Origin of the sequence: Streptomyces sp. URMC 123 (genome assembly GCF_051386515.1) — a bacterium.
Taxonomy (GTDB): domain Bacteria; phylum Actinomycetota; class Actinomycetes; order Streptomycetales; family Streptomycetaceae; genus Streptomyces.
Genome location: NZ_JBPQTV010000051.1, coordinates 1 through 26,769 on the forward strand (window position 1 = coordinate 1; position 26,769 = coordinate 26,769).

At 72.7% G+C, this 26,769-nt stretch carries 22 protein-coding genes, 1 tRNA gene and 1 riboswitch; of the genes, 9 read left to right on the top strand and 14 right to left on the bottom strand.

Annotated elements, in window-relative coordinates:
- The first annotated feature begins 313 nt into the window (after positions 1-313).
- Both ACSNOD_RS09495 and ACSNOD_RS09500 read left to right on the top strand, forming a co-directional pair.
- Positions 314-1,738, top strand: coding sequence for a diaminopimelate decarboxylase (locus ACSNOD_RS09495; protein ID WP_436766360.1), 1,425 nt, complete (start codon positions 314-316; stop codon positions 1,736-1,738).
- Positions 1,735-3,084 (top strand): APC family permease, encoded by a 1,350-nt coding sequence (locus ACSNOD_RS09500; protein ID WP_436766361.1) that lies wholly within the window; start codon positions 1,735-1,737, stop codon positions 3,082-3,084. The genes ACSNOD_RS09495 and ACSNOD_RS09500 overlap by 4 nt, the downstream gene beginning before the upstream one ends.
- Before the next feature lie 28 nt (positions 3,085-3,112).
- On the opposite strand, the gene ACSNOD_RS09505 is transcribed toward ACSNOD_RS09500, so the two are convergent.
- Positions 3,113-3,967: a MurR/RpiR family transcriptional regulator gene (locus ACSNOD_RS09505; protein ID WP_436766362.1), complete on the bottom strand. Its 855-nt coding sequence runs from the start codon at positions 3,965-3,967 to the stop codon at positions 3,113-3,115.
- A gap of 78 nt (positions 3,968-4,045) precedes the next feature.
- Positions 4,046-5,497: an acyl-CoA synthetase gene (locus ACSNOD_RS09510; protein WP_436766363.1), complete on the bottom strand. Its 1,452-nt coding sequence runs from the start codon at positions 5,495-5,497 to the stop codon at positions 4,046-4,048.
- 91 nt (positions 5,498-5,588) lie between these two features.
- On the opposite strand from ACSNOD_RS09510, the gene ACSNOD_RS09515 reads away from it, so the two are divergent.
- Positions 5,589-6,017 carry a hypothetical protein gene (locus tag ACSNOD_RS09515; protein WP_436766364.1) on the top strand — a complete coding sequence of 143 codons (429 nt, stop codon included), beginning with the start codon at positions 5,589-5,591 and terminating at the stop codon, positions 6,015-6,017.
- A gap of 426 nt (positions 6,018-6,443) precedes the next feature.
- On the opposite strand, the gene ACSNOD_RS09520 is transcribed toward ACSNOD_RS09515, so the two are convergent.
- Complete coding sequence (locus ACSNOD_RS09520; protein WP_436766365.1) at positions 6,444-7,829, bottom strand: cystathionine beta-synthase; 1,386 nt, start codon at positions 7,827-7,829, stop codon at positions 6,444-6,446.
- Between the two features lie 164 nt (positions 7,830-7,993).
- Here ACSNOD_RS09520 and ACSNOD_RS09525 point away from each other — a divergent pair, with 164 nt between their 5' ends.
- The 3 genes from ACSNOD_RS09525 (at position 7,994) to ACSNOD_RS09535 (ending at position 11,852) form a co-directional block, all read left to right on the top strand.
- Positions 7,994-9,049 (top strand): SGNH/GDSL hydrolase family protein, encoded by a 1,056-nt coding sequence (locus ACSNOD_RS09525; RefSeq protein ID WP_436766366.1) that lies wholly within the window; start codon positions 7,994-7,996, stop codon positions 9,047-9,049.
- A 223-nt stretch (positions 9,050-9,272) separates the two neighbouring features.
- Positions 9,273-10,493 carry an acetyl-CoA C-acetyltransferase gene (locus tag ACSNOD_RS09530; protein WP_436766367.1) on the top strand — a complete coding sequence of 407 codons (1,221 nt, stop codon included), beginning with the start codon at positions 9,273-9,275 and terminating at the stop codon, positions 10,491-10,493.
- Between the two features lie 393 nt (positions 10,494-10,886).
- Positions 10,887-11,852 carry a hypothetical protein gene (locus tag ACSNOD_RS09535; RefSeq protein ID WP_436766368.1) on the top strand — a complete coding sequence of 322 codons (966 nt, stop codon included), beginning with the start codon at positions 10,887-10,889 and terminating at the stop codon, positions 11,850-11,852.
- Between the two features lie 76 nt (positions 11,853-11,928).
- Here ACSNOD_RS09535 and ACSNOD_RS09540 read toward each other — a convergent pair whose 3' ends face one another.
- The gene (locus tag ACSNOD_RS09540; protein ID WP_436766369.1) at positions 11,929-12,327 is read right to left on the bottom strand and encodes a hypothetical protein; all 399 of its coding nucleotides are present in this window, start codon (positions 12,325-12,327) and stop codon (positions 11,929-11,931) included.
- 123 nt (positions 12,328-12,450) lie between these two features.
- Here ACSNOD_RS09540 and ACSNOD_RS09545 point away from each other — a divergent pair, with 123 nt between their 5' ends.
- On the top strand, positions 12,451-12,681 hold the full coding sequence (locus ACSNOD_RS09545) for a DUF4287 domain-containing protein (protein WP_436766370.1): 231 nt from the start codon (positions 12,451-12,453) through the stop codon (positions 12,679-12,681).
- 78 nt (positions 12,682-12,759) lie between these two features.
- Here ACSNOD_RS09545 and ACSNOD_RS09550 read toward each other — a convergent pair whose 3' ends face one another.
- Both ACSNOD_RS09550 and ACSNOD_RS09555 read right to left on the bottom strand, forming a co-directional pair.
- Entirely contained in the window at positions 12,760-13,662 is a 903-nt protein-coding gene (locus ACSNOD_RS09550; RefSeq protein ID WP_436766371.1) for a Bax inhibitor-1/YccA family protein, read from the bottom strand.
- A 242-nt stretch (positions 13,663-13,904) separates the two neighbouring features.
- Positions 13,905-13,986 (bottom strand) — tRNA-Leu (locus ACSNOD_RS09555).
- A 428-nt stretch (positions 13,987-14,414) separates the two neighbouring features.
- Here ACSNOD_RS09555 and ACSNOD_RS09560 point away from each other — a divergent pair.
- Positions 14,415-15,197: an ABC transporter ATP-binding protein gene (locus tag ACSNOD_RS09560; protein ID WP_436766372.1), complete on the top strand. Its 783-nt coding sequence runs from the start codon at positions 14,415-14,417 to the stop codon at positions 15,195-15,197.
- Positions 15,198-15,336: 139 nt separating this feature from the next.
- The gene (locus tag ACSNOD_RS09565) at positions 15,337-17,886 is read left to right on the top strand and encodes an ABC transporter permease (protein WP_436766373.1); all 2,550 of its coding nucleotides are present in this window, start codon (positions 15,337-15,339) and stop codon (positions 17,884-17,886) included.
- 127 nt (positions 17,887-18,013) lie between these two features.
- On the opposite strand, the gene ACSNOD_RS09570 is transcribed toward ACSNOD_RS09565, so the two are convergent.
- The 8 genes from ACSNOD_RS09570 to ACSNOD_RS09605 all read right to left on the bottom strand — a co-directional run.
- Positions 18,014-19,321: a class I SAM-dependent methyltransferase gene (locus ACSNOD_RS09570; protein WP_436766374.1), complete on the bottom strand. Its 1,308-nt coding sequence runs from the start codon at positions 19,319-19,321 to the stop codon at positions 18,014-18,016.
- Between the two features lie 305 nt (positions 19,322-19,626).
- The gene (locus ACSNOD_RS09575) at positions 19,627-21,018 is read right to left on the bottom strand and encodes an NAD(P)/FAD-dependent oxidoreductase (RefSeq protein ID WP_436766375.1); all 1,392 of its coding nucleotides are present in this window, start codon (positions 21,016-21,018) and stop codon (positions 19,627-19,629) included.
- A gap of 410 nt (positions 21,019-21,428) precedes the next feature.
- Positions 21,429-22,370, bottom strand: coding sequence for a Ppx/GppA phosphatase family protein (locus ACSNOD_RS09580; RefSeq protein ID WP_436766376.1), 942 nt, complete (start codon positions 22,368-22,370; stop codon positions 21,429-21,431).
- Positions 22,367-22,954: a DUF501 domain-containing protein gene (locus ACSNOD_RS09585; protein ID WP_436766377.1), complete on the bottom strand. Its 588-nt coding sequence runs from the start codon at positions 22,952-22,954 to the stop codon at positions 22,367-22,369. Before ACSNOD_RS09585 ends, ACSNOD_RS09580 begins: the two co-directional genes overlap by 4 nt.
- Before the next feature lie 118 nt (positions 22,955-23,072).
- Positions 23,073-23,540, bottom strand: coding sequence for an FtsB family cell division protein (locus ACSNOD_RS09590; protein WP_436766378.1), 468 nt, complete (start codon positions 23,538-23,540; stop codon positions 23,073-23,075).
- A gap of 85 nt (positions 23,541-23,625) precedes the next feature.
- The gene (gene eno / locus ACSNOD_RS09595) at positions 23,626-24,912 is read right to left on the bottom strand and encodes a phosphopyruvate hydratase (RefSeq protein ID WP_436766379.1); all 1,287 of its coding nucleotides are present in this window, start codon (positions 24,910-24,912) and stop codon (positions 23,626-23,628) included.
- Positions 24,913-25,173: 261 nt separating this feature from the next.
- Entirely contained in the window at positions 25,174-25,899 is a 726-nt protein-coding gene (locus tag ACSNOD_RS09600) for a transglycosylase family protein (protein WP_436766380.1), read from the bottom strand.
- A 5-nt stretch (positions 25,900-25,904) separates the two neighbouring features.
- Positions 25,905-26,075: riboswitch (cyclic di-AMP (ydaO/yuaA leader) on the bottom strand.
- 263 nt (positions 26,076-26,338) lie between these two features.
- Positions 26,339-26,769, bottom strand: a 431-nt coding sequence (locus ACSNOD_RS09605; protein WP_436766381.1) for a LysM peptidoglycan-binding domain-containing protein, incomplete at its 5' end; no start/stop codon positions are given.

A 26,769-nucleotide genomic window follows, 5' to 3' on the forward strand; every position in this document is an offset into this window, starting at 1 on the left:
GCCTTCGGCCGGGGGCGGGGTGGCTCCGCACCGAAGGCGCGGGCAGACGCTTGTGGCGCTCACGTCACAGGCGACGTGACCGTGGTCGTCGCGCAAGCCCGCCGGCAGGGCCCCCGGCGCGGCACCGACCCATGCACGGACAGAGTGCACGACCGCAACCAATCACCCCCGCGCCGAAGGCGCGGGAAAACGAGTCCGGCCCCTTCGGGGCGGGGTGGAAGCCGCCGCGGGCAAACTGACCGTGGGCCTCGGCGAACCCGCCCGGAGGGCGCACCGCTGCGCCCGCCCCGCCCACAGTGATTGGCTGGGCCTCATGACAGCCGAGGAGAGGCCCGCCGGCCCGGAGGCGGCGCCGTCACACCCCGCGCCACAGGACTCCGCCCACCGCGCCGCCCGCCGTGACGCCGCCGTGCGGGCCGCCGCCACGCAGGGGCTGATCGACCCGGACCGGCCCGTCGTCGGCCTCCTGGACGTCGCCGGCATCCGCGCGGCCGCCCGCGAGCTGCGCGCCGCCTTCGCCGAGGTCTCCTCGCCCCGTACGGACGTGCTGCACGCCTTCGCGGTGAAGGCCTGCTCCCTCGTGCCGGTCCTGCGGCTGCTCGCCGCCGAGGGGCTGGGCTGCGAGGTCGCCAGCCCGGGAGAGCTGGCCCTGGCCCGTGCGGCGGGCGTGCCCGCCGCGCGCACCGTGCTGGACTCGCCCGCCAAGACGGTCGCGGAGCTGCGGGACGCCCTCGCCCAGGGGATCGCCGTGAATATCGACAATCCGCAGGAGCTGGAGCGGGTCGACGCCCTCGTGCGGGCCGCACCCTCCGCCGCGGCCCTGCCGCCGCTCGGCCTGCGGGTCAACCCACAGGTGGGCGGCGGCACCATCGAGGCCCTGAGCACCGCCACGGCCACCTCGAAGTTCGGCGTCGCGCTCGCCGACCCCGGAGCGCGCGCCTGGGTGGTGCGCGCCTTCCTCGACCGCCCCTGGCTGACGCGCCTGCACGCCCACGTGGGCTCGCAGGGCTGCCCGCTGAGCCTCATGGCCGAAGGGGTGCGGCAGACGTACGAGCTCGCCGAGGAGATCAACGCGGCGGCCGGCGGCCGCCGCGTCGAGAGCGTCGACCTCGGCGGCGGGCTGCCCGTCGACTTCTCCACCGACACGGACACACCGACGTTCGCCGCGTACGCGCGCGTGCTGCGGGACGCCGCCCCCGGGCTGTTCGACGGGCGGTACGGGCTCGTCACCGAGTTCGGCCGGGCGCTGCTGGCCAAGCAGGGGCTCATCCTGGCCCGGGTGGAGTACACCAAGTCCGCGGGCGGCCGCCCGATCGCGGTCACCCACGCGGGTGCCCAGCTCGCCACCCGTACGGTCTTCGCCCCGGCGTCCTGGCCGCTGCGGGTGGCCGCGTACGACGCGGAGGGCCTGCCGCGAACGGGGCCGGAGGTCGAGCAGGACGTGGCCGGGCCGTGCTGCTTCGCGGGCGATCTGGTGGCCGTGAAGCGCCCGCTGCCGCTGTTCCGGCCGGGGGACCTGGCGGCGGTGCTCGACACCGGCGCGTACTACTTCTCCCACCACTTCGCGTACAACAGCCTGCCGCGCCCCGCCGTGCACGGCTTCACCGTGGACGGCGCCACGGGGGCCGTCCGATTCGCGCTGGTGCGGCCCGCCCAGGACATCGAGGAGATCGTCGAGGAGAGCGGGGCGGCGCAGCGCGACGCGTTGACGGGCATGGTCCGGGAGGAGCGGTCATGAGCGGTGCCCCGGGCGGCCGGGAGGAGGCCGACGACAGGAGCGCGCTCAAGCGCTGCCTCGGCCCCCGGCTGCTGATCCTGTTCGTCATCGGCGACATCCTGGGCACCGGCATCTACGCCACCACCGGAAAGGTCGCCGGGAAGATCGGCGGGGCGCTGTGGCTGCCGTTCGTGATCGGCTTCGCGGTGGCGGTCCTGACGGCCGCCTCGTACGTCGAACTGGTGGGCAAGTACCCGCGGGCGGCCGGCGCCGCGCTCTACACCCAGAAGGCGTTCAAACTGCCGTTCCTCACCTTCATCGTCGCCTTCATGGTCATGTGCTCCGGGCTGTCCTCGGCGAGCGCCGCGGCCCGGGCGTTCGCCGGCGACTATCTGAGGGAGTTCGCCGACGTCCCGCCGACGCTGATCGCCGTACTGTTCGTCGTGGCGCTCGCGGCGCTCAATCTGCGCGGCGTCTCGGAGTCCGTGAAGGCGAACATCGTCTTCACCTGTGTCGAGCTGACAGGACTGCTGGTCATTCTGGCCATCGGCGGCTACGCGGTGCTCACCGGCGGGGGCTCGCCCGGCCGGCTGGCGGAGTTCCACACCGACGGCTCCGGCTACGCGCTGTTCACCGGCGTCCTGGGCGCCACCGCCCTCGGCTTCTTCGCGTTCGTCGGGTTCGAGGACTCCGTGAACATGGCCGAGGAGACCGAGGACCCCGCCCGCACCTTCCCCCGGGCGATCTTCACCGGGGTGGCCGTCACCGGCACGATCTACGTCCTGGTCGCCCTGGTGTCCTCCCTGCTCGTCGACCACCGGGTGCTCCAGTCCTCCTCGGGGCCGCTGCTGGAGGTCGTCAAGGCGGGCGGGCTGGACTTCCCGCCCAAGCTGTTCGCCCTGATCGCGCTGTTCGCCGTCACCAACTCGGCCCTCATCAACATCATGATGGCCTCGCGCCTCTGCTACGGCATGGCCAACGAACGGATTCTGCCGCGGGCCATGGGACGGGTGCTGCCCCGCCGCCGTACGCCGGTGGTCGGCGTCGTCTTCACCTCGCTGCTCGCCATCGGGCTGGTCTCCACCGGCGGCATCGAGGGGCTCGGCGACACGACGGCCTTTCTGCTGCTGTGCGTGTTCGCGGTGGTCAACGTGGCCGTACTGGTGCTGCGCAAGGACCGCGTCGAGCACGCCCACTTCCGTACGCCCACCGCGCTGCCGGTGATCGGCGCGCTCACCGCGCTCCTGCTCGCGAGCCCGCTCGCGGACCGCTCCGCCGACGTCTACGTGCGGGCCGGAGTACTGCTGGCGATCGGCGTGGGGCTGTGGGGGGTCAACAAGCTGGTGCTGCGGCTGCGCGGCGAGTGACCGTACGCCGACGGCGACCGGCCCCTCCTTACTCGACAAAAAGCCCGCGTACCGCCGCCTGCGCGTCGAACTCCTCCAGCCGCGCCTGCGCGTCCGGCAGCCCGTCGCACAGGGCCTCCAGCAGCACCCGGCCCAGCATCATCGGCGCACAGGCCGTGTCGAAGGCCAGGCCCGTGCCGACCGCGGCGGGCAACAGCAGATCGGTGTGCTTGGCCACCGGGGCGAACGCGCTGTCGGCGACCGTGACCACGGTCAGGCCCGCGCCCCGGGCGTACTCCAGGGCGTCCACGACCTCGCGCGGATGGCGCGGCAGCGCGAAGCAGAGCAGGGCGCTCGCGCCCGCGCGGCGCGCCGCGTCGAGGCGGTCGGCCAGCATCGTGCCGCCCTCGTCCAGCAGCCGCACATCGGGGTGGACCTTGGCCGCGAAGTAGGCGAAGCCGCGGGCCTGCGCGGCGGCCGCGCGCAGCCCGAGGACGGGCAGCGGACGGGAGGCCGCCAGCAGCCGGCCGGCGTGCTCCACCGGCGCGGGGTCCGCCAGCAGCGCGGCGAGCTGCCGCAGGTTCTCCATCTCGCTGTGGACGGCCTGCTGGTACTCGTTGAACGCGCCGCCGCCCGTCGCGGGCTCGGCCGGCGCCACCTCCCGCAGATGGCGGCGGAGCGCGGGATAGCCGTCGAAGCCCAGGGCGACCGCGAAGCGGGTCACCGACGGCTGGCTGACCCCGGCGAGCTCGGCGAGCTCCACGCTCGACAGGAACGGCGCGTCGGCGGCGCGGCGCACCATGCAGTGGGCGATCCGCCGCTGCGTGGGGGTGAGCCGGTGGCCTTCGAAGAGCCGTTGCAGCCGGGTGGCCGCGCCGGTGGGGGCGGCGCCCGCTTCGCTCATGCGGTTCTCCTGGGGAGGTCGCGTTATTCAGTCATGCAGCACTCTGCATGACCCTATGCAGGGACGGCAACCCGCACGCTACGACGCGTCCGGCGGCGGTAGCAGCCGCTTCTGCGGCTTGCCCATCGCGTTGCGCGGCAGCTCCTCCAGGAACACCACCCGCCGCGGGCGCTTGTGCGCCGACAGCCGGGCCGCCACGAAGTCGATCAGCTCCCGCTCGCTCGCGCCCTCGGCCACGACGTACGCCACGATCTCCTGGCCCAGGTCCTCGTGCGCCACGCCGACCACCGCGGCCTCCCGCACCCCCGCGTGGTCCAGCAGCGCGTTCTCGACCTCGCCCGCGCCGACGCGATAGCCGCCCGTCTTGATCAGATCGGTGGAGGCGCGCCCCACGATCCGGTGGAAGCCGTCGGGGTCGATCGCGGCGATGTCGCCCGTACGGAACCAGCCGTCGTCCGTGTACGACGCGGCGGTCGCCTCCTCCCGCCCGAGGTAGCCGGCGAACAGCGTGGGACCGGTGAGCTGGAGCTCGCCGATCTCCGAGCCGGCCTCCGCGCCCGGCTCGGCGACGATCCGGGTGCGCACACCCGGCAGCGGGGTCCCCACCGACCCGGGCCGGCGCTCGCCGTCCGCCCGGGTGGAGAGGGTGATCAGCGTCTCCGTCATGCCGTACCGCTCGACGGGCCGCTGCCCGGTGAGCTCCTCCAGGCCCCGGAAGACGGGCGCCGGCAGGGGCGCGCTGCCGGACACCAGCAGCCGCGCGCCGCGCAGCTCCCGCGCCGCCGCCGCGTCCCGCACCACGCGGCCCCACACCGTGGGCACCCCGAAGTAGAGCGAGCCGCGGGCGGCCGCGTACGCCTGCGGGGTGGGCCGGCCGGTGTGCACCAGCGGGCTGCCCACCCGCAGGGCGCCCAGCACGCCGAGGACGAGCCCGTGGACGTGGAACAGCGGCAGCCCGTGCGCCAGCGTGTCGTCCGGGGTCCAGCCCCACGCCTCGGCGAGCGCGTCGAGGTCGGCCGCGACGGCCCGGCGCGGGATCAGCACGCCCTTGGGCGCGCCGGTGGTCCCGGAGGTGTAGAGGATCAGCGCCACGGCGTCGGGCGAGGGCTCGGCCTTCGACCAGGCGGCCCGCTGCCGCAGGTCCACGGGGACGGTCTCGATGGCGGCGGCGACCCCGCCGCCCGGCCCGAGGTCGTCGCCGGCGACGGCCGCGGTCACCGCCTCGGCGGCCTCCAGCAGCAGTTCGGCCCCCGAGTCGCGCAGGATGTGGTCGCGCTCGGCGGGCCCGGAGTCGGGCGGCAGGGGGACCACCGGCACGCCCGCCAGCAACCCGCCGACCACGGCCGCGACCGTCTCCAGGGAGGCGTCGGCCCGTACGGCGACGGCCGAGGCGCCGGCGATCCGGGCGGCCACCGCGCCCGCCGCGCCGAGGAGTTCCTCGCGCGAGCAGTGGCGCCCCGCGACGCTCAGGGCGTCGGGACGGTCGCCGGTGAGCGGCTCGGCGAGCGACGACAGCAGGACCTCGGACACGGGGCGACTCCCTCTGCTTCAGGGGCGCCCCCGCTTCCGACGGGGGCTACCCCTACTGCCAACGGCACGTCGAGACCGTAGCGTGAACGCCATGACGGTCCGCGATCGCGATCCAGAACTGCGGAAAGAACTCGCCGCCACCCTCGACGCCCGTCGGGAGCTCGGCACGGAGTACGAATCCGAATTCGTGGAGACCTTCCTGGAGAAGGTCGAACAGCGCATCGACAGCGAGGTGGAGCTGCGGGTGCGCCGCCACCTCGCGGAACAGCGGATGGAGGTCGCCCGGGGCGGCCGTCCGCCGCACGAAGGACGCAGCGGCTTCGGCGAGCGCTTCGGCTTCGGCGCGCTCTCGCTGGTGCTCGCGGTGCCGCTGTCGGCCATCGGGGTGGCCAACGCGGACCTCGCCGGCCTGCTGATCGCCTGGGCCGGCATCGTCGCCGTGAACGTGGTGCACATGATGGGCCGGCTGCCGTGGCAGAACGCGGAACGGACCGGCCGCGGGCCCGAGAGCACGGACTGACGAGGTCACGGACCGACGAGGACGCCGACCGATGAGGGCGGTCCGGGGGATGAGCCGCGGGGGCCGCCGCTACCCCGGAGGTGCCGGGGGCGGGACGACGGCGGTCCCCGCGAGGACGCGGGCCGGGGTCAGGGCCGGTGTGCCACGTCCGAGGCGACCGTGGAGGTCCGGGAGCCGCTCCGGAGGTCCAGGCGCCGTACTGCGCGTCGGCCTCATCCCGCGCCGACACCTCCAGCCTGCCGCACCCGTGTTAAGCGCGTGCTGCGCGCGCGTGACACATACGTACCGCTGACGCGAACCCGCGCCACACGCGCTTTTCCTGACGCCCCGTTGACGGACGGACGGGTGGGGGGGGGGGCCCCCCCCCCCCCCCCCCCCCCCCACCCGCTCGGGGCCACGGCCCGCGAACCGCCGACCGCGCGCCGGCTACTTCGCCGCGCGGGCCAGGAACGCCAGCAGGTCCTGACGGCTGACCACACCCGTCGGCTTGCCCTCCACCAGGACGATCGCCGCGTCCGCGCCCTCCAGCACGGCCATCAGGTCCTCGACCGGCTCACCGGAGCCGACCTGTGGCAGCGGGGCGCTCATGTGCTTCTCCAGCGGGTCGGAGAGCGAGGCGCGCTGGGTGAACAGCGCGTCGAGCAGCTCCCGCTCGACCACGGAGCCGATGACCTCGGCGGCCATCACGTCCGGGTGGCCGGCGCCCGGCTTCACGATCGGCATCTGCGAGACGCCGTACTCGCGCAGCACCTCGATGGCCTCGCCGACGGTCTCCTCCGGGTGCATGTGCACCAGCGAGGGCAGGCCGCCCTCCTTGCGCTCCAGCACATCGGAGACGCGGGCGGTGGGGCCGCCCTCCTCCAGGAAGCCGTAGTCGGCCATCCACTCGTCGTTGAAGATCTTGCTGAGGTAACCGCGGCCGCTGTCGGGGAGCAGCACGACGACCACGTCGTCCGGCCCGAGGCGCTCGGCCACGCGCAGGGCGCCGACCACGGCCATCCCGCAGGAGCCGCCGACCAGCAGGCCCTCCTCCTTGGCCAGGCGCCGGGTCATCTGGAAGGCGTCCTTGTCCGAGACGGCGACGATCTCGTCGGTCACCTCGGCGTCGTAGGCGCTGGGCCAGAAGTCCTCACCGACGCCCTCGATCAGATACGGCCGGCCGGAGCCGCCGGAGTAGACCGAGCCCTCCGGGTCCGCGCCGACGATCTTCACCCGGCCGCCGGACACCTCCTTGAGGTAACGCCCGGTGCCGCTGATCGTGCCGCCGGTGCCCACACCCGCCACGAAGTGTGTGATCTTTCCCTCGGTCTGCTCCCAGAGCTCGGGACCGGTCGTCTCATAGTGCGAACGAGGGTTGTTCGGGTTGCTGTACTGGTCCGGCTTCCAGGCCCCCGGGATCTCCCGCACCAGCCGGTCGGAAACGTTGTAGTAGGAGTCCGGGTGCTCGGGGTCGACCGCCGTGGGGCACACCACGACCTCGGCGCCGTAGGCGCGGAGCACATTGATCTTGTCCGTGGAGACCTTGTCAGGGCAGACGAAGACGCAGCGGTAGCCCTTCTGCTGGGCCACGATCGCCAGGCCGACGCCCGTGTTTCCCGAGGTCGGCTCGACAATGGTGCCCCCGGGCTTCAGCGCGCCGGACTGCTCGGCGGCCTCGATCATCCGTACGGCGATACGGTCCTTCACCGACCCGCCGGGGTTGAAGTACTCCACCTTCGCCAGAACGGTGGCCTTGATGTCTCCAGTGACACTGTTGAGCCGTACGAGCGGGGTATTGCCGACTAGCTCAATCATCGAATCGTGATACTGCACGGTGTTCTCCGCGGTCGGGGGCAGCGGCTGGTCGTGTGCCCGTGCATCCAGCCTATTGCCCCGCCACGCGCCGGGCGGGTGCGTTGAGCGACGCCCGCGACGGGGCAACAAGCTAGTGGCACGCGGCGCACGCGCGTACGGACAACGGGAGGCGGGCCGGCGATATGTCCATGTCGAGGGCGAGAGTGGCGCGGCGGATCGCCGCCGCGGCCGCCTACGGGGGCGGCGGCATCGGGCTGGTCGGCGGGGCGGCCATCGGCCTGCTCCTGGCCGAGGTGCAGCTGGCGAAGCGGGAGGTGGGCGGGTCCGGCGATGTGCCGCCGTCCGCCGACGGGCGCTACGGCGCGGTCTTCGCGCCGCACGCTGATCAGCGGCCCCTGCGGCTGGCCCTGGCGGGCGACTCCACGGCGGCCGGGCAGGGCGTGCACCGGCCCCGCCAGACGCCCGGCGCGCTGCTGGCCTCCGGGCTCGCGGCCGTCGCCGAGCGGCCCGTGGACCTGCGGAACGTCGCCCTGCCCGGCGCCCAGTCCGACGACCTGGAGCGCCAGGTCACCCTGCTGCTGGCCGAGCGGACCCTGGTCCCCGACGTCTGCGTGATCATGATCGGGGCCAATGACGTCACCCACCGGATGCCGCCGGCCCGCTCCGTGCGGCTGCTGTCGGACGCGGTGCGGCGGCTGCGCGAGGCGAACTGCCAGGTGGTCGTCGGCACCTGCCCCGACCTGGGCACCATCGAGCCCGTCTACCAGCCGCTGCGCTGGCTGGCGCGGCGGCTGAGCCGCCAGCTCGCCGCCGCGCAGACCATCGTGGTCGTCGAACAGGGCGGGCGCACGGTCTCGCTCGGCGATCTCCTCGGACCCGAGTTCGAGGCGAACCCGCGCGAGCTGTTCGGGCCGGACAACTACCACCCCTCGGCGGAGGGGTACGCGACCGCCGCGATGGCCGTGCTGCCCTCGCTCTGCGCGGCGCTGGGCCTGTGGCCGGAGGAGGAGCGGCCGGACGCCTTCCGCCGCGAGGGCATCCTGCCGGTGGCCGAGGCGGCGGCCCAGGCCGCGGCGGAGAGCGGTACGGAGGTGGCCGCGGCGGCGCCCGTCGGCATCCGTGGGCCGTGGGTGCTGCTCAAGCACCGGCGGCGGCGCCGGCTGCCGGCGACCGCCCCCGACGGCGGCACCGAGGCGGTGGCGGCCCCGACGCGCTCCCAGGCGGCGCGGCTGCGCTGAGAGCGCCGGGGGCGCCGGGCGCCCGAGGTTCCGGGCCGGGGCGCTGCCCCGGACCGCGCCGGGGCGCCGCCCCCGGAGGGGCCCTCCGCGCGGCCGGGGGCTCTTGACGCGGCCGGGGCGGCGGGCCGCATCCTTGGGGCAAGGTCACATGCGCGAGGGCGTGACCTGGGAGCTACGGACGGGTAACTTCCCAGAAAAAGCCCCCGCTTCTCCTGGAGCCGTGATGCCCGAAGCCGTGATCGTCTCAGCCGCCCGGTCCCCCATCGGCCGCGCCTTCAAGGGCTCGCTCAAGGATGTGCGCCCGGACGATCTGACCGCCGAGATCATCCAGGCCGCGCTGGCCAAGGTGCCGGGCCTCGACCCGCGCGAGATCGACGACCTGATGCTGGGCTGCGGTCTCCCCGGCGGCGAGCAGGGCCACAACCTCGGGCGGATCGTCGCCGTACAGATGGGCATGGACCACCTGCCGGGCTGCACCATCACCCGCTACTGCTCCTCCTCGCTCCAGACCAGCCGGATGGCGATGCACGCGATCAAGGCGGGCGAGGGCGACGTCTTCATCTCCGCCGGTGTGGAGATGGTCTCGCGCGGCGTGAAGGGCACCTCCGACGGCCTGCCGGACACGCACAACCCGCTCTTCGCCGACGCGGAGGCGCGCACCGCGGCCCGCGCGGAGCAGGAGGGCACGGACTGGCACGACCCGCGCGAGGACGGGCTGGTCCCGGACGCGTACATCGCCATGGGCCAGACCGCGGAGAACCTGGCGCGGCTGAAGGGCATCACCCGCCAGGAGATGGACGAGTTCGGCGTCCGGTCGCAGAACCTCGCCGAGGAGGCCATCAAGAACGGCTTCTGGGAGCGCGAGATCACGCCGGTGACCACGCCGGACGGCACGGTGGTGACGAAGGACGACGGCCCGCGGGCGGGCGTGACCATGGAGGGCGTGGCGGGTCTGAAGCCGGCCTTCCGCCCCGACGGGCTGGTGACGGCGGGCAACTGCTGTCCGCTCAACGACGGCGCCGCGGCGCTGGTCATCATGTCCGACACGAAGGCGCGGGAGCTGGGGCTGACGCCGCTGGCGCGGATCGTGTCGACGGGCGTCTCGGCGCTCTCCCCGGAGATCATGGGCTACGGGCCGGTGGAGGCGTCGAAGCAGGCGCTGGCGCGGGCGGGGATGACCATCGACGACATCGACCTGGTCGAGATCAACGAGGCCTTCGCGGCGCAGGTGATCCCCTCCTACCGCGATCTCGGGGTCGACATCGACAAGCTGAACGTCAACGGCGGCGCGATCGCCATCGGCCACCCCTTCGGCATGACGGGCGCGCGGATCACCGGCACGCTGATCAACTCCCTCCAGTGGCACGACAAGCAGTTCGGCCTGGAGACGATGTGTGTGGGCGGCGGCCAGGGCATGGCGATGGTCCTGGAGCGGCTGAGCTGAGCTGAAGCGGAGGGTAGGGGTCGCCTGAGGAACGAGGGCGGCACCTGCCCGCAGCGCAAGCGAAGCGAAGCGCGACCGAAAACCCGGCGCGGCTGAGCTGAGCTGAAGCGGAGCGCGACCGAAAACCCGGCGCGGCTGAGCTGAGTTGCGCTGAGCCGCGCTGCGTACTGTCGCGCGTCGAACCCACCGCCGATCCCCGGCTGTGACCGAATCTCCCCCAGGATGTGACCAATGTCCCGGGGGAGGTTCTTCCACGCAGGTCAGATGGGGGCGGGACGAAGGGCCCGGACCGACGACCCGTCCGTTTCATTACCTTTTGCACTGCCGCCGAGCGGCGCCGCCCGGCAAGCTGAGGTAGTTATTCGGGGGATCGATCCGAACCGGGAGTACGTCGTGAGCGCCATGTCCCTCGCCCTGCTGCTGGCCGCGGCGGCCGCCACCGCCCTCGGCGCGGCGGCCCTGCACGCCGCTCACGGGCTCCGCCACCAGCTGTCCGCCCTGCGCGCCGAGGTCGCCTCGCTGAGCCGGGTGACCGGCGCCGCGGCCACCGTACCGGGCGCGCGCGCCACGCCCGCGGCCGAGATACGCGCGGCCGTGGCCGACGCCCTGGCCGAGGAGCGGGAGCGGGAGCTGGCCGAGGCACGCGCGTTCTGGGCGGCCCAGGAGGCGCGGGACGCGGCCGACGCCCCCTCGCTGCTGGGCGGCGCGGCCGGTTTCGGCGAGGAGACCACGGTCTTCGTGCCGCGGCAGGCCGATCTCGCGGGCCTGGAGCCGTCGCTCGGCCACCTGGACCCGTTCGACCGGCTCGACGCCGTGTCCCTCGACTCCCTTGACGCCGTATCGCTGGACTCCACGCCCCTGGACGCCGTGTCCCTGGATTCCGCGCCCGTCGAGGGCGCGCCCGCGGACGGCGCCGTACGGCCGGAGGCACCGCACCCCGGCGCCGTGACCGGCGACGGCGCGGCCGAGGCGCCGGCCGGCGTCGAGGAGTCCGCGGAGCTCGCGGCGGCGCGCCGCCGCCACCCCTCGCACCCGGACTTCTCGCCGGCCCCCGCCGTGGGCGGCCCGGACCGCACCGCGGCCCGCCTGGAAGAGCTGTCCGAGGCGCGCGTTCCGCTCGCCGACGTACGCCCCGGGCCGCTGGGCACGCTCGATGTCTATGTGTTCGCCGACGGCACCACTCTCTGCATGACGCCGGGCCACCGGCAGACGGCCGAGCGGCTGGCGGGGGCGCTGCGGGAAGGCGAGCCGCCGGTGCTGCTGGGCGGTTCCGCGGTGGCGGGCGCGTACGCGCTGACGTTCACCTGCGGCGAGGAGACCGTGTACGTGCTGGCGGACCGGGTCATCGCCTCCATCTGAGGGCCCCGACAAGAAGCCCCTGACCGGAAGCCCCCCACAGGAGGCCTCCGGCAAGAAGCCCTCCGAGCCGGCCGGATCAGCAGCGGCGCGCCGTCTCCGCCACCAGCTCCAGCGCCTCCGCCAGTACTACGGCGGGGTCCGTAGCCGCGCCCCCGCCCGCACCCGTATCCCGTTCGCTGTCGTCCTCGGGATCGGTTTCCGTACGGCCGTGCGGGCGCGCGGCACCCGCACGAAGCACCTCGGCCAAATCGTGTCCGGCGACCGCGACCTGGTCGGCGACGGTGAACGGGCCCGCGTCAGGCAGCGGTACGGGCTCCCGCCCGGGGAACTCCAGGAGCTGGGCGCGCAGGGCCAATTCCCTTGCCAGCGCCAGCCCTTCGGCGGCGGCGCCGCGCCGGAGCGCCGACTGCGGAAGGGACCGGAGCCGGTCGGCGAGGGCGTTCACGGCGTTGATCAAAGGGGTCACGTCAAGCACATCGCGAGCCTATGCGCCGCCAACGCCTTGTTGCCAACGGCCGAACGCTCAGGCACGGTGGCGTGAAGGACCACGCTGGACCACCGTGAGGTGGACCAGAATTGGAGCTGCCCGGAGGCGCCGATGTCCCAAGTCTTCTCCGAAGAGACCCACCGGAACCTGCTCTCCCGCATCCCCCATTGCACCGGCCGTGAAGTCTCCGACTGGCTGCGCACCGTTGACGAAGGCCCCGCGCTCTTCCGCTTCGAGGAGAAGGTGAGCTGGCTGCGCGGCGAGCACAACCTCGCGTACGGCCATGCGAAAGCGATCATTCATGAGCACGATCTGAGGCGTGCGGCACGGAAACTGCTCTAGGACGGAAGGGCCCGCGGAGGACTTGCCTCCGCGGGCCCTTCGACGTGGCGGCCGGCCGGTGTGCCGGACCGGTCGGCGTCAGTCGCCACGCAGGATCGAGATCAGCCGCAGCAGCTCCAGGTAGATCCACACCAGGCTCATGGTGAGGCCGAAGGCCGCCAGCCAGGACTCCTCGCGGGGCGCGCCGTAGGCGATGCCGTCCTCGACCTGCTTGAAGTCCAGGGCGAGGAAGCAGGCGCCGAGCACGACGCCGACGACACCGAAGAGGATGCCGAGGCCACCGCTGCGGAAGCCGAGGCCGTCACCGCCGCCGAAGGCCATGAACAGCAGGTTCACGGCGGTCAGCAGCACGAAGCCGATCGCGGCTCCCATGACGTAGCGGTAGAAGCGCTGGTTGACCCTGATCAGCCGGGTCTTGTAGGCGATCAGCACACCGGCGAAGACCGCCAGCGTGCCGAGCACCGCCTGCATGGGGGCGCCGGCGAGCCGCTCGTTCACGGCGCCGGAGAGGCCGCCGAGGAAGAGGCCCTCGAAGCCGGCGTACGCCAGGATCAGCGCGGGCGACGGCTTGCGCTTGAACGCCTGGACGAGGCCGAGCACCATCGCCACCAGACCGGCGCCGACGGCCAGGCCCAGCTTGTCGGCCAGGGTGACCCAGCCCACTGCGGCACCCACGATGACCATGCCGAGCGTCATGGCGGTGCGCATGACGACGTCGTCCATCGTCATCCGGCCGGTGACCGGCGGGGCCCCGTACGGCTGCTGGAGCCCGCCGGGGGTGAGGTCCTGCTGGCCCTGGGCGTAGGGGTTGCCGCCCTGGGGGGCGTACGGGTTGCCGCCCTGCGCGTACGGATTGCCGGTGGCGTACGGGTTGCCCTGGGCCGCGGCGGGGCCCCCGGCCTGCGGCGCCGCGTTGAACTGCGCGTAGCCCGCGTCGCGGCTGAATCCCCGTCGCGAGAAGACCGGGTTGCTGCTCCTCATTTCACTCCTCCATGGCCGCCCTGCGCGACCTTGACTCAAGAGTAATGGGTAAGCAAAGAATGCACCCTAGTGCCGAAGGAGGATCTTTGGCGACATGCCGGTGACACCGGAGAACGTGCCCGTGACATCGGAAAACATACCCGGGACAGCGGGATGACGGCCGCGCGGCGCGGAATCGGGCGGCGGACCGCACGCGCGGCGACCGAGCGGGCACGAAGCGTGCGCCCGGGTATGCGCGCGAGTGCCCGGAGCCGGACTTGAACCGGCACGGCCCTTAGGCCAGTGAGGTTTAAGCTCACCGTGTCTGCATTCCACCATCCGGGCTTGTGCCCCGTACCGAGTACCGGGCGAAAGGGACGGTCTTCCCGGACCGCATGGATGGCGTACGGTCCCCCCCAGAGCGCAGTACCGAGCCTATCCGGCGCCATCCCCCGAACAGCGGAACGGCGGCCTCAGGTTGTCTGATTTTATTGGCAGGTGAGGGGGCATCAGCCACAGGTAATGGCAGTAGTCACATGCCCGGGGCCATGTCACTCATGCGGGGGTCGCCCCCGAGGATTGACGAAAACTCGATGCCCTCTCGGGGGCGGCGTCATACCCAAGGAGGACACCCGGCCCCCTCGGTACGCCGCAGGACTGCCCCCAGGACCGGGACTGCGACTGATCCGCGAGCCGCTTCCGGCCGGGACGATGGAGAAACCGACCACGGCCGCGGCCCCGCGCCGCGCATCCATCGACAGGAGTCCTCCCTCGTGACCACCACCCACTCCGGCGTCCAGACCGCCGCCCGCGCCACCGCGGTCGCCGCCCGTGCCCAGGACCTGACCAAGGTCTACGGCGAGGGCGAGACCCAGGTGGTCGCGCTGGGCGGCGTCTCCGTGGAGTTCCGCAAGGCGGAGTTCACCGCGATCATGGGCCCCTCGGGCTCGGGCAAGTCCACCCTGATGCACTGCGTCGCCGGCCTCGACTCCATATCCGGGGGCTCGGCCCGGATCGGTGACACCGAGCTCACCTCGCTCAAGGACAAGCAGCTCACCCAGCTGCGCCGGGACAAGATCGGCTTCATCTTCCAGGCGTTCAACCTGCTGCCCACCCTGAACGCGCTGGAGAACATCACGCTCCCCATGGACATCGCCGGCCGCAAGCCCGACAAGGCATGGCTGGACCGGGTCGTGGAGACCGTGGGCCTGTCCGGGCGGCTCAAGCACCGCCCCAACCAGCTCTCCGGCGGCCAGCAGCAGCGCGTGGCCGTCGCCCGCGCCCTGGCGAGCAAGCCCGAGATCATCTTCGCCGACGAGCCGACCGGCAACCTCGACTCCCGCTCCGGCGCCGAGGTCCTCGGCTTCCTGCGGAACTCGGTGCGCGAGCTGGGCCAGACCGTCGTGATGGTCACCCACGACCCCGTGGCCGCCTCCTACGCGGACCGCGTGATCTTCCTCGCCGACGGACAGATCGTCGACGAGATGTACGAGCCGACGGCCGACGCCGTGCTCGACCGCATGAAGCGGTTCGACGCCAAGGGCCGGATCAGCTGACGGCACGACGGCCCCGCCGTCCGCCCTCGACCGCTCGCGGCAGGCCGCCGCGCTCGACCCCAGCACCGCTCCCCCACCGCCGCCCGGCGCCCCGCGCCCGGCGGTGCGGCGCGGGCTGCCCTCCCCCAGGACTCACCCCATGTTCCGTACCGCGTTGCGCAACGTCCTCGCGCACAAAGCCAGACTGCTGATGACCGTCCTCGCCGTGATGCTCGGCGTGGCGTTCGTCTCCGGCACCCTGGTCTTCACCGACACCGTCGGCGAGGCCTACAAGAACAAGTCGGCCAAGAGCTTCGACCACGTCTCGGTCGCCATCCACAGCGAGGGCGGCTCCGGGCCGGCCCGCGACAAGCACGGCAAGGAGCCCGAGGAGGAGCCCAGGCTCACCGACGCCCTGCTGAAGAAGATCGAGGCCCTGCCCGGCGCCGAGTCGGCCACCGGCTCCATCTCCGGCTTCACCGCGCTCGCCGACAAGAAGGGCAAGCTCGCCGGCGAGGGCTGGGGCAGCGTGGGCTCCAACTTCCAGCCCGGCAAGGACGGCAAGGACCCCCGCTACACCTTCACTGAGGGCCGGCCGCCCCGGGCCGCCGACGAGATCGCGATCGACAGCAGGACCGCCGGCCGCACCGGCTACACGGTCGGCGAGACCGCCCGGCTGTCCACCGACGGCCCGGTGAAGCAGCAGAAGATCACCGGCATCTTCGGCACCGACGACGGCATGGTCAGCGCCGGCGGCACCCTGGTGATCTTCGACAACGCCACCGCGATGAAGCTCTTCGCCAAGACCGGCGAGTACAACGAGATCACCGTCAAGGCGAAGCCCGGCACCTCCGAGGCCGACCTCAAGAGCGCCGTCGAGAAGATCCTGCCGAAGGACACCTCGGCCGTCACCGGCCGGACGCTGGCCGACGACCAGAACCGGATGATCGCCCGGGAAACCTCGGCCATGGGCCAGGCGCTGCTCTACTTCGCCGGCATCGCCCTCTTCGTGGGCATCTTCATCATCGCCAACACCTTCACCATGCTGGTCGCCCAGCGGACCAAGGAACTGGCCCTGATGCGCGCCGTCGGCGCCTCCCGCCGCCAGATCACCCGCTCGGTGCTCCTGGAGGCCCTGATCGTCGGCCTGGTCGCCGCGGTCACCGGCTTCGTGCTCGGCCTCGGCATCGCGGTCGGCATGCGCTCCGCGCTCAACGGCATCGGCGCCTCGCTGCCCGACGGCCCGCTGATCGTCGCCCCCTCCACCGTGCTGACCGCGCTGCTGGTCGGCGTGCTGGTCACCATGCTCGCCGCCTGGCTGCCCGGCCGCCGGGCCGCGAAGATCCCGCCGGTGGCGGCCATGAACAGCGTGCACGCCGTGCCGACCACGCGTTCGCTGGTGGTGCGCAACACCATCGGCTCGATCATCACCGCCCTCGGCATGGGGCTCACCTTCTGGGGCGTCTCCGTCGGCAAGGACGGCAAGATGCTCATGGCCGGTGGCGCGCTGTTCATGGTGATCGGCGTCATCGTGCTCACGCCGCTGCTGGCGCGCCCGGTGATCTCGGCGGCCACGCCCCTGCTGAACCGCTTCGGCATCGCGGGCAAGCTGGCCCGGGAGAACTCGCTGCGCAACCCGCGCCGCACCGCCGCCACCGCCTCCGCGCTGATGATCGGGCTCACCCTGATCACCGCCATGACGGTGATGGCCACCTCGCTGCACAGCGCGATCGACAAGATGGCCGCCGGCTCCCTGAAGGCGGACTACACGATCAGCATGGCCGACTTCACCCCGCTCTCCCCCGAGGTGCGGTCCGGGCTGGACAAGCTGCCCGAGGTCGAGGCCACCAGCCCGATGCGGTCGACCTACGCCGAGTCGGACGGCTCCAGCGTCACGCTCGTCGGCGTGGACCCGAAGAGCATCGACAAGCTGCTGTCCTTCGACTTCACCGGCGGCTCCGCGGCCGGGATGGCCCGCGGCGGCGTCCTGATCGACTCCAAGCTGGCCGCCGGCAGGGGCCTGAAGACCGGTGACAAGCTGCCGGTGACCTTCCGCGACGACTCGACCGCGCGGCTGGAGGTGTCCGGCGTCTACAAGTCCAACGAGATGCTCAACGGCGTGATCGTGCCGACGGACGTGGTCGACAAGCACTTGGAGAAGGTCGCGGACGACCAGGTCCTGGTGAAGATGAAGGGCGGCGCCTCGGACAAGGCCGAGGACCGCATCGTCAAGGCCCTCGGCGAGAACCCGGCCATCAAGATCCAGGACCGCCAGGACATCAGCGATCAGATCGCCCAGGCCATCAACCTGATGCTGAACGTGATGTACGGCCTGCTGGCCATGGCCGTGCTGATCGCGGTGCTGGGCGTCGTCAACACCCTGGCGATGTCGGTGTTCGAGCGGAAGCACGAGATCGGGATGCTGCGGGCCATCGGCCTCGACCGCTCGCGGGTCAAGCGCATGGTCCGGCTGGAGTCCGTGGTGATCTCGCTCTTCGGCGCGGTGCTCGGCATCGGGCTGGGCATCTTCCTCGCCTGGGCCGGCGGCACCTCCGCGGCCAAGTCGATCGCCACCTACAGCATGGAGATCCCGTACGGCCGGATCGCGATCTTCCTGCTGCTGGCGGCCCTGGTCGGAGTGCTGGCGGCGCTCTGGCCGGCCCGCCGGGCGGCCAGGCTCAACGCGCTCGAGGCCATCAAGGCGGAGTAGGCGCGCCGGAGCGACTCCGGGAAGGGCCCCGGGCCCGCGGCTTCCCGCCGCGGGCCCGGGGCCCTTCCCCCGTTCCGGACGAACCGACCGGCCCCACCGGCCGGTCCGCGGCCCGGCCCGGCCCGGCTCAGCTCAGCCACTCCCGGGAGCGCAGCCGCATCCCCGAGGCGCCGGACTCCGGCGTTCTGACCGCCAGCACCTGGTTGACGCCGATCCGGTTCCGCTCGAAGGACAGCGCCGAGGCGGCCATGTAGAGCCGCCAGACGCGGGCCCGGCCCGGGGAGGTGAGCCGCACCGCGGCCGGCCAGTGCGCTTCCAGGTTGGCGACCCAGGCCCGCAGCGTACGGGCGTAGTGCTCGCGGATCGCCTCCACGTCGCGGACCTCGAACCCGGCCTCCTCCAGCAGCGCGACGGTGCTGCCCACGGGGGCCAGCTCGCCGTCGGGGAAGACGTACGCGTCGATGAACTCGTCCACCTCGTACGCCTCCTCGTCCTTCAGGGGGCGCCGGGCGATCTGGTGGTTGAGCAGCCGGCCGCCCGGTACGAGCAGCTCGTGCAGCCGGGTGGCGTACTCCCGGTAGAGGTCGGAGCCGACGTGTTCGGCCATGCCGATGGAGGAGATCGCGTCGAACGGGCCGTCGGTGACCTCCCGGTAGTCCTGCACCCGGATCTCCACCCGGTCGGTCAGCCCGGCGTCGGCGATCCGCTTGCGGGCGTAGGCGGCCTGCTCGGTGGAGAGCGTGACCCCGACGGCGTGCACGCCGTACTCGCGCGCCGCGTGGAGCACCATCGAGCCCCAGCCGCACCCCACGTCCAGCAGGCGGTCACCGGGTTTGAGCGCCAGCTTGCGACAGATCAGATCGAGCTTGGCCGCCTGGGCCTCCTCGAGCGTGGACCGCTCGTCCCAGTAGGCGCAGGAGTAGACCATGGAGGGGCCCAGCACCAGCTCGTAGAAGTCGTTGCCGACGTCGTAGTGGTGACTGATCGCCTCCTTGTCGCGGCGCAGGCTGTGCAGTCCGCCGCGGCGGCGGCGCATCTCCTCGCGGGGCGGGGCGGGCGGCAGCCCCGGGCCCGCCAGGGAGATCAACTCCCGTGCCGCCGCCCGCAGCCGGGGGTCGCGCAGGGCCGCCAGCGGGCCGCGCGGGCCGCTGTGCGCGTCGGTCTCCGGGCGTTCCCACAGCAGTCCCGCGAGGCGGTCCAGCGCGTCGTAGAGGTCCCCCTCGACGTCGAGCTCGCCGGCCACCCAGCCCCGGGCGAGGCCCAACTCCCCGGGGCACCACAGCAGGCGCCGCAGGGCCCGCCGGTGGCGGACGACGAGGGTGGGGGTGCCGGGCGGCCCGGCTTCGCTGCCGTCCCAGGCCCGTACGCGGACCGGGAGCGGGGCGCCCAGCAGTTCCTCCGCGAGTGTGGTGAGCCGCAGCGCGGCATCCGCCATGTCGCACACCTCCGTGACGACGACTGTCCATGCGTGGACGTGGATAAGGGCTCCATCACCACGTAAACATCATCATCAGGCGCTGTAGTCCCGCTACATGGCGCCCACATCGGCCGGCGGAAAGGGGGCGCGCACCGGCCGGCGACAGGGCTCGCGGCGGCCGGGGGCGCGGGGCGCGCGGGCGCTGGAAGCGCGCGAAGTGGCCTGACAACAGTGTCCGGACAGCGCGAAAGGGCGCTCGCACCACGGATGGCGAGCGCCCTTTCGGCGTGTGTGCTGGGTACGGCGTACCGCGCGCGACAGCCCTAGGAGGCCTTGGCCTTCTGGGAGTGGGAGTCGGCGGACGCGGCGGCCGGGGCCGGCGCCGGCTTGGCGGCCTCGTAGAACTCCTCGCGGGGGTTCTCCATCGCGCCGAGGGAGACGACCTCGCGCTTGAGGAACATCGCCAGCGTCCAGTCGGCGAGGACCCGGATCTTGCGGTTCCAGGTCGGCACGGCCATGCCGTGGTAGCCACGGTGCATGTACCACGCCAGGCGGCCGCGCAGCTTGATCTTCGCCTTGCCCATGACGATCATCGCCACGCCCTTGTGCAGGCCGAGACCGGCCACCGCACCCTTGTTGGCGTGCTTGTACTCCTGCTGCGGGAAGCCCCGCATGCCGGAGATGACGTTGTCGCCGAGGACCTTGGCCTGGCGCAGCGCGTGCTGGGCGTTGGGCGGGCACCAGGCGTTCGGGTTGCCGTTGGCGCGGCCGACGAGGTCCGGGATCTGGGCGTTGTCGCCCGCGGCCCAGATGTAGTCGGTGCCCTTGACCTGGAGGGTGGCGTCGGCGTCCACGTGACCGCGGGGGCCGAGCGGCAGGCCGAAGCGGGTCAGCGCCGGGTTCGGCTTCACGCCGGCCGTCCACACGATGGTGTTGGAGTCGACCTCGAGGCCGTTCTTGAGGACCACGTGGCCGTCGACGCAGGAGTCCATCGACGTCGAGAGGTAGACCTCGACACCGCGGTTCTTGAGGTGCTCCAGACCCCAGGTGCCCAGCTCGGGGCCGACCTCGGGGAGGATCTTGTCCGCGGCGTCGACCAGGATGAAGCGCATGTCCTCGCGCTTCACGTTGGAGTAGTACTTGGCCGCGTCACGGGCCATGTCCTCGACCTCGCCGATGGTCTCCGCGCCGGCGAAGCCACCGCCGACGAAGACGAACGTGAGCGCCTTGCGGCGGACGTTCTCATCGGTGGTCGAGTCGGCCTTGTCGAGCTGCTCGAGGACGTGGTTGCGCAGGCCGATGGCCTCCTCCACGCCCTTCATGCCGATGCCGTTCTCGGCCAGGCCGGGGATCGGGAAGGTACGGGAGACCGCGCCGAGCGCGATGACCAGGTAGTCGAAAGGCAGCTCGTACGCCTCGCCGACGAGCGGCGTGATCGTGGCCACCTTGCGGTCCTGGTCGATCGTGGTGACTCGACCGGTGAGGACCTCCGCCTTGGGGAGCACGCGCCGCAGCGGGACCACGACGTGGCGAGGGGAGATGCTGCCGGCGGCGGCTTCGGGGAGGAAGGGCTGGTACGTCATGTACGAGCGCGGGTCGACGACCGTGACAGTCGCCTCGCCGTAGCGCATCTTCTTCAGGATGCGACGGGCTGCGTACAGGCCAACGTACCCACCGCCTACTACGAGGATCCTGGGACGCTCCGTGGTGCTCATGTTTCGAGTATCCAGCACCCCTCGGGAGGGTGCTCGTGAGCCCCTTCACAAGCCTTCGGGACCCCTCTGCTACACTCCCCCGCCGCCGTGACCGAGATCATGACGCGCGGCCGGAACCACGGTGTCCGGAGAGGCGGCCCGCACCCCGTGTGAACTGGCCTTGTCGGTGCTCCGACGAACGGACCGGCACCGTGGGGCGCTTGGCGGAAACACGCCCGTAACACCGCGGCCGCCGGCGGACGGCGCACCCGGGGGCGCTTATCCGGCCCTTACGGCCCCGAGATGACACCCCCGCGGGGCTCTTTCATGTGAAGAAATTCACGAACTTTGTCGCCGGGGCCGCCCCGAAGTTCCCTCCGGGGCGGCTGCGGGGCGGCTCGACGGTGACCCGAGGGCCGCTCAGCGGCGGCTCAAGCCAAGGCAACCGCAACGCCGTCGAGAATGTCTCTCTCGCTCACGACCACCTCGCGGGCACCGATCCGCTCCATGATCGACAGCAGTACGAGGGCGCCCGCGCCGATCACGTCCACCCGCCCGGGGTGCATCACCGGGATCGCGGCCCGGCGCTCGTGCGGGGCGGCCAGCAGCTCCTCGGTGATCTCCCGCACCCGCTCCACGGAGATCCGCGCGTGGTGGATGGCGGCCGGGTCGTAGGCGTCCAGGCCGAGGGCGATGGCGGCGACGGTGGTCACCGAGCCGGCCAGGCCCACCAGCGTGCGTGCCGACCGCAGCGGCACGGTCCGCTCGACCAGGTCCAGGGCGGCCTCGATGTCGCTCCGTATGGCCGCGATCTGCTCCGGCGCCGGCGGGTCGGTGAGGACGCCGTCGCGCAGGAGGTGACGCTCGGTCATCCGCACACAGCCGACGTCGACCGAGCGGGCCGCCTCGACGTGCTCGTCCCCGACCACGAACTCCGTGGAGCCGCCGCCGATGTCGACGACGAGGTACGGCCGGTCCAGGTGGTCGCGGCCGGCCAGCTCCCGGGTGGCGCCGGTGAAGGAGAACTCCGCCTCCTGGTCGCCGGTGACGACCTCCGGGGTCACGCCGAGGATTTCGCGGACGCCGTCGGTGAACGCGTCGCGGTTCTCCGCGTCCCGGGAGGCCGAGGTGGCCACGAACCGGACGCGGGCGGCGCCCAGTTCGCGGATGACCTCCGCGTACTCCCGGCAGGCGGCGAAGGTTCGCTCCAGGGCCTCGGGGGCCAGCCGCCCGGTGCGGTCCACGCCCTGGCCGAGCCGGACGACGGTCATCCGCCGGTCCAGCTCCTTCAGCTCGCCGGTCTCGGGGTGCACATCGGCGACCAGCAGCCGGATGGAGTTCGTACCGCAGTCGACGGCGGCGACCCGGGTCATGCGGCGTCCCCCTCCCCGGGGCCGCCGGCGGCGGACGGCGACGGCGCGCCGTCGGACCCGTCCGCTCCGGTCGGGCAGCCGGCGCAGGGGCCCTTGCGCCACCACTCGGGCAGCAGGGCGATCGCCTCGTCGCCCAGCGGGTTGACCCCGGGGCCCGCGGCCAGCGAGTGACCCACCAGCACGTGCAGGCACTTCACCCGGTCCGGCATGCCGCCGGCGCTCGGGAAGCCCTGGAGGACCTCGATCGCGTCCCGGCGGCGGATGTAGTCCTCGTGCGCGGCGCGGTAGGCGGCGGCCAGCTCCGGGTCCTCGGCGAGCCGGGCCGACATCTCCTTCATGACGCCCTCGGCCTCCAGCGTGCCGATCGCGGACGCGGCGCGCGGGCAGGTCAGGTAGTAGAGGGTCGGGAAGGGCGTGCCGTCCTCCAGGCGCGGCGCGGTCTCCACCACGTCGGGGAGGCCGCAGGGGCAGCGGTGCGCGATGGCGCGCAGCCCGCGCGGCACGCGGCCGAGCTGCTCGCCGATCGCCGCGACATCGGCGTCGGTGGGCGGGGTGTGCGGAGTCGGAGGGGGTGCGGCGTCCATGCGTGCGATTGTGCCGTTTCGTTCGTCGGGATCGTGAGAAGTCGCGGGGCGCGCGTCGTGGTCGGGGGGCCGGCGCGCCCGTGTCACCGTCGGGAGCGGGCCGCGGCGCGCGCCCGCGTCACCCCCGGGGGCCGTCGACGCGGTCGACGGCGTCCCAGAGGTTGGAGTACCAGGGGCGGCCGGTGCCGCGCCGGTCGGCGTCGCGGGCCTCCTCGGCGCCCGGGGCGTCGGTCAGGGTGTACCCGGTCTCCCCCGGGCGCACATAGTGCAGGTGCTCGCGCGCCTGCTGCTCCACGAAGGCCGGGTCCTGCCAGCGGTCCCGGAGCTCCCGCAGCTCCTCGACCCGCTCGCGGGCCTGCTCGGCCCGGCGCCGCTGGTCGTCGATCTCGGAGCGCTGCGAGATCCACTGCCGCATCGGATAGGCGAGGGCCACGACCAGGGAGCAGACGACGAGGGCGAGCAGCGCGGCCCGGCCGGTGAGCCGGCTGCGGGTGCGGGCCCGGTAGACCCGGGCCACGGCCTGCCCGCCGAGCGTTCTGATCCTGGTCGCGGTGGAGTACCGGTCCCCGGCCGTCCTGCGCGCCACCTCGCCTCCCCGGTTACGTGCGTACGTCCCCGGACACGGTACGGGACCGGGGCCGGGGACGTACGGAGCCTCGTGGCTCGGCGGCTCAGCTGGCGGGGCGGAACCGCGGGAACGCGGAGCGGCCGGCGTAGACCGCGGCGTCGTCGAGGATCTCCTCGATGCGCAGCAGCTGGTTGTACTTGGCGACGCGCTCGGAGCGGGCCGGGGCGCCGGTCTTGATCTGGCCGCAGTTGGTGGCGACGGCCAGGTCGGCGATGGTGACGTCCTCGGTCTCACCGGAGCGGTGCGACATCATGCACTTGAAGCCGTTGCGCTGGGCCAGCTCGACGGCGTCCAGGGTCTCGGTCAGCGAACCGATCTGGTTGACCTTGACCAGCAGGGCGTTGGCGGAGCCCTCCTCGATGCCGCGGGCCAGGCGCTCGGGGTTGGTGACGAACAGGTCGTCGCCGACGAGCTGGACCTTGTCACCGAGCTGGTCGGTGATGGTCTTCCAGCCCTCCCAGTCCTCCTCGTTCAGCGGGTCCTCGATGGAGACCAGCGGGTACGCGTCGACGAGCTCGGCGTAGTACGCGGTCATCTCGGCGGCGGTGCGGGACTGGCCCTCGAACTGGTAGACGCCGTCCTTGTGGAACTCGGTGGCGGCGACGTCGAGCGCGAGCGCGATGTCCTGGCCGGGGGTGTAGCCGGCCTTCTCGATGGCCTCCAGGATCAGGTCCAGGGCCTCGCGGTTGGAGTCGAGGTTCGGGGCGAAGCCGCCCTCGTCGCCGAGGCCGGTGGACAGGCCGCGGTCCTTCAGCACGCCCTTGAGGGTGTGGTAGACCTCGGCGCCCCAGCGCAGCGCCTCGGAGAAGGACTCCGCGCCGATCGGCGCGATCATGAACTCCTGGATGTCCACGTTGGAGTCGGCGTGCGAGCCGCCGTTGAGGATGTTCATCATCGGAACGGGCAGCAGGTGCGCGTTCGGGCCGCCGAGGTAGCGGAAGAGCGGCAGGTCGGAGGCCTCGGAGGCGGCGTGCGCGACGGCGAGGGAGACGCCGAGGATGGCGTTGGCGCCGAGCGAGGACTTGTCGGGGGTGGCGTCCAGGTCGAACATCGCCTGGTCGATCAGCCGCTGCTCGGTGGCGTCGTAGCCCACCAGCTCCGGGCCGATCTGCTCGATGACGGCCAGCACGGCCTTCTCGACGCCCTTGCCGCCGTAGCGGCTCTTGTCACCGTCGCGGAGCTCCAGGGCCTCGAACGCACCGGTGGAGGCACCGGAGGGAACGGCAGCACGGCCGGTGCTGCCGTCGTCGAGGCCGACCTCGACCTCGACCGTGGGGTTGCCTCGCGAGTCGAGGATTTCCCGGGCTACGACGACGTCGATGGACGGCACGAGCATCTCCTTTGGGATGTGACGCTGAAGCGCGGCGTCGCGTCGACGCCGCGTCTCCTTGGCTCTGCGGGATGAGCCTAACCGGCTCCGGGGCTCCACTCGGCCCGCCGCCCTCCCCCGGCCACGAAAAGGAGCCCAAAGGCCCGCACAAAGGGCCAAAAGGCCCTGGCGGCGGCGCGGGGCGGGAGCGTAGGGGGTGACACGTACGGCCCCGGGCGGGCGCTCGCGGGGAGCCACCCGGCCGGGGCCGTCAGTGCCGGATCAGCCCAGGTGGAGCTGCTGGCCCGGGAAGATCAGGTCGGCGTCGGTGACGACGCCCTTGTTGAGCTCGAAGAGCTTCTGCCAGCCGCCCTCGACGCCGTGGGCGTCGGCGATCGCCGCGAGGGTGTCACCGGACTTCACGGTGTACTCGCCGGTGCCCTTCACGGCGCCCTTGGGGGCGGCGTGCTTCGGGCCGGTCTTTTTCGGCGCCTTCGTGGCGGCGGGCTTCTCGGCCGGCGCGCTCTGGGCCTTCAGGCTCTTGCCGGCGGCCTTGGGGGCGGCCTTCGGGGCCTTGGCGGCGCCGGTGCTCTTGGCGGCCTTGGAGGTCTTGGCGGAGCCGCTGGGGTCGACCTTGGCCTTGGCGCCACCGGCGGTCAGGCCACCGGCGCCGGCGCAGGCCCAGGCGCCCGGGCCCTGGATGGCGAGCAGCTTCTCGGCGGCGGCGATCTGCTGGTCCTTGGTGGCCAGGTCGGCGCGCGCGGCGTACTGGGTGCCGCCCGCGGCCTTCCAGCTGGACTGGGAGAACTGCAGTCCGCCGTAGTAACCGTTGCCGGTGTTGATGTGCCAGTTGCCGCCGGACTCGCACTGGGCGACCTTGTCCCAGGTCTGGACGGAGGCGGCGTTGGCGGTGCCCGCCATCAGCAGCGGCGCGGCGACGGCGGCACCGGTGACACCGGCGAGCGTGACGATCTGAACGGCCTTGGACGGACGACGGTGCTTGCCCATGAAAGGTTTCTCCTCACCGACGCCTACGAGGTGAGCTGTCGGGTTCGGGCTGTGAGTAGTGCCCGGCCGGTGCTTGCGCACCGAGCTTCACCCCAAGCCGGTCGGCCCGTTCGTTCAACAGGCGTGTCCGGCGCTTACCTTGGGTCCCCCGCTCCTGCCTTCGGCGCTTGCGCGTCGACTTCCTCCGATCGCCGGCAGGATTCGGCGTGACGATCGGCGGTGCCCGCTGTGGCGAGCGGCTACGACCGTAAACACACACCGGCCGGAGGTTCAAAGCCCTTCCGCTCGCCGCGAGACGTCCCATTTGCCCTCCCGGCCGCCGCATCCGCGCAGGTCGGAACCGGTGCGCGGGAAGCGGGCGGCCGGGGTGGAGGTATGGGTGTGATGAGATGCTTGTCTCACTCCCAAGTCGGACAAACCACCGCAGTCTGATCGGGCGTCAGGAGCCGGTGACCTCCAGCCGCTGACCCGGCACGATGAGGTCCGGGTCGTCCCCGACGGTCGCCCGGTTGGCCTCGTAGAGGGCGGGCCAGCCGCCGGCCACGGAGTGCCGGTCGGCGATCGAGGAGAGGTTGTCCCCGGGGCGCACGGTGTAGCGGTCGTCGCCGGCGAGCGTGTCACCGCGCTCCGTGCCGCGCGAGGTGTGCGCGTCCCCCGGGGAGCGCCCGGGGGGCGTGGTGCCGGCCTCGGGGGCGGGCTCGCCCCGGTGCCGGCCCGTGCCCGTACCGGCGCCCGTGTCGCCACCGGACGCGGGGTCCGTGGCCGGGGTGCCGGGCGGCGTCGTGGGCGGCGTGGGCGTGGCCGGGGCGCCGGGCGCCGTCGGGGTGCTCGGGGCCCCGGGGGCGGTCGGCGTTCCGGGCGAGGCCGGGG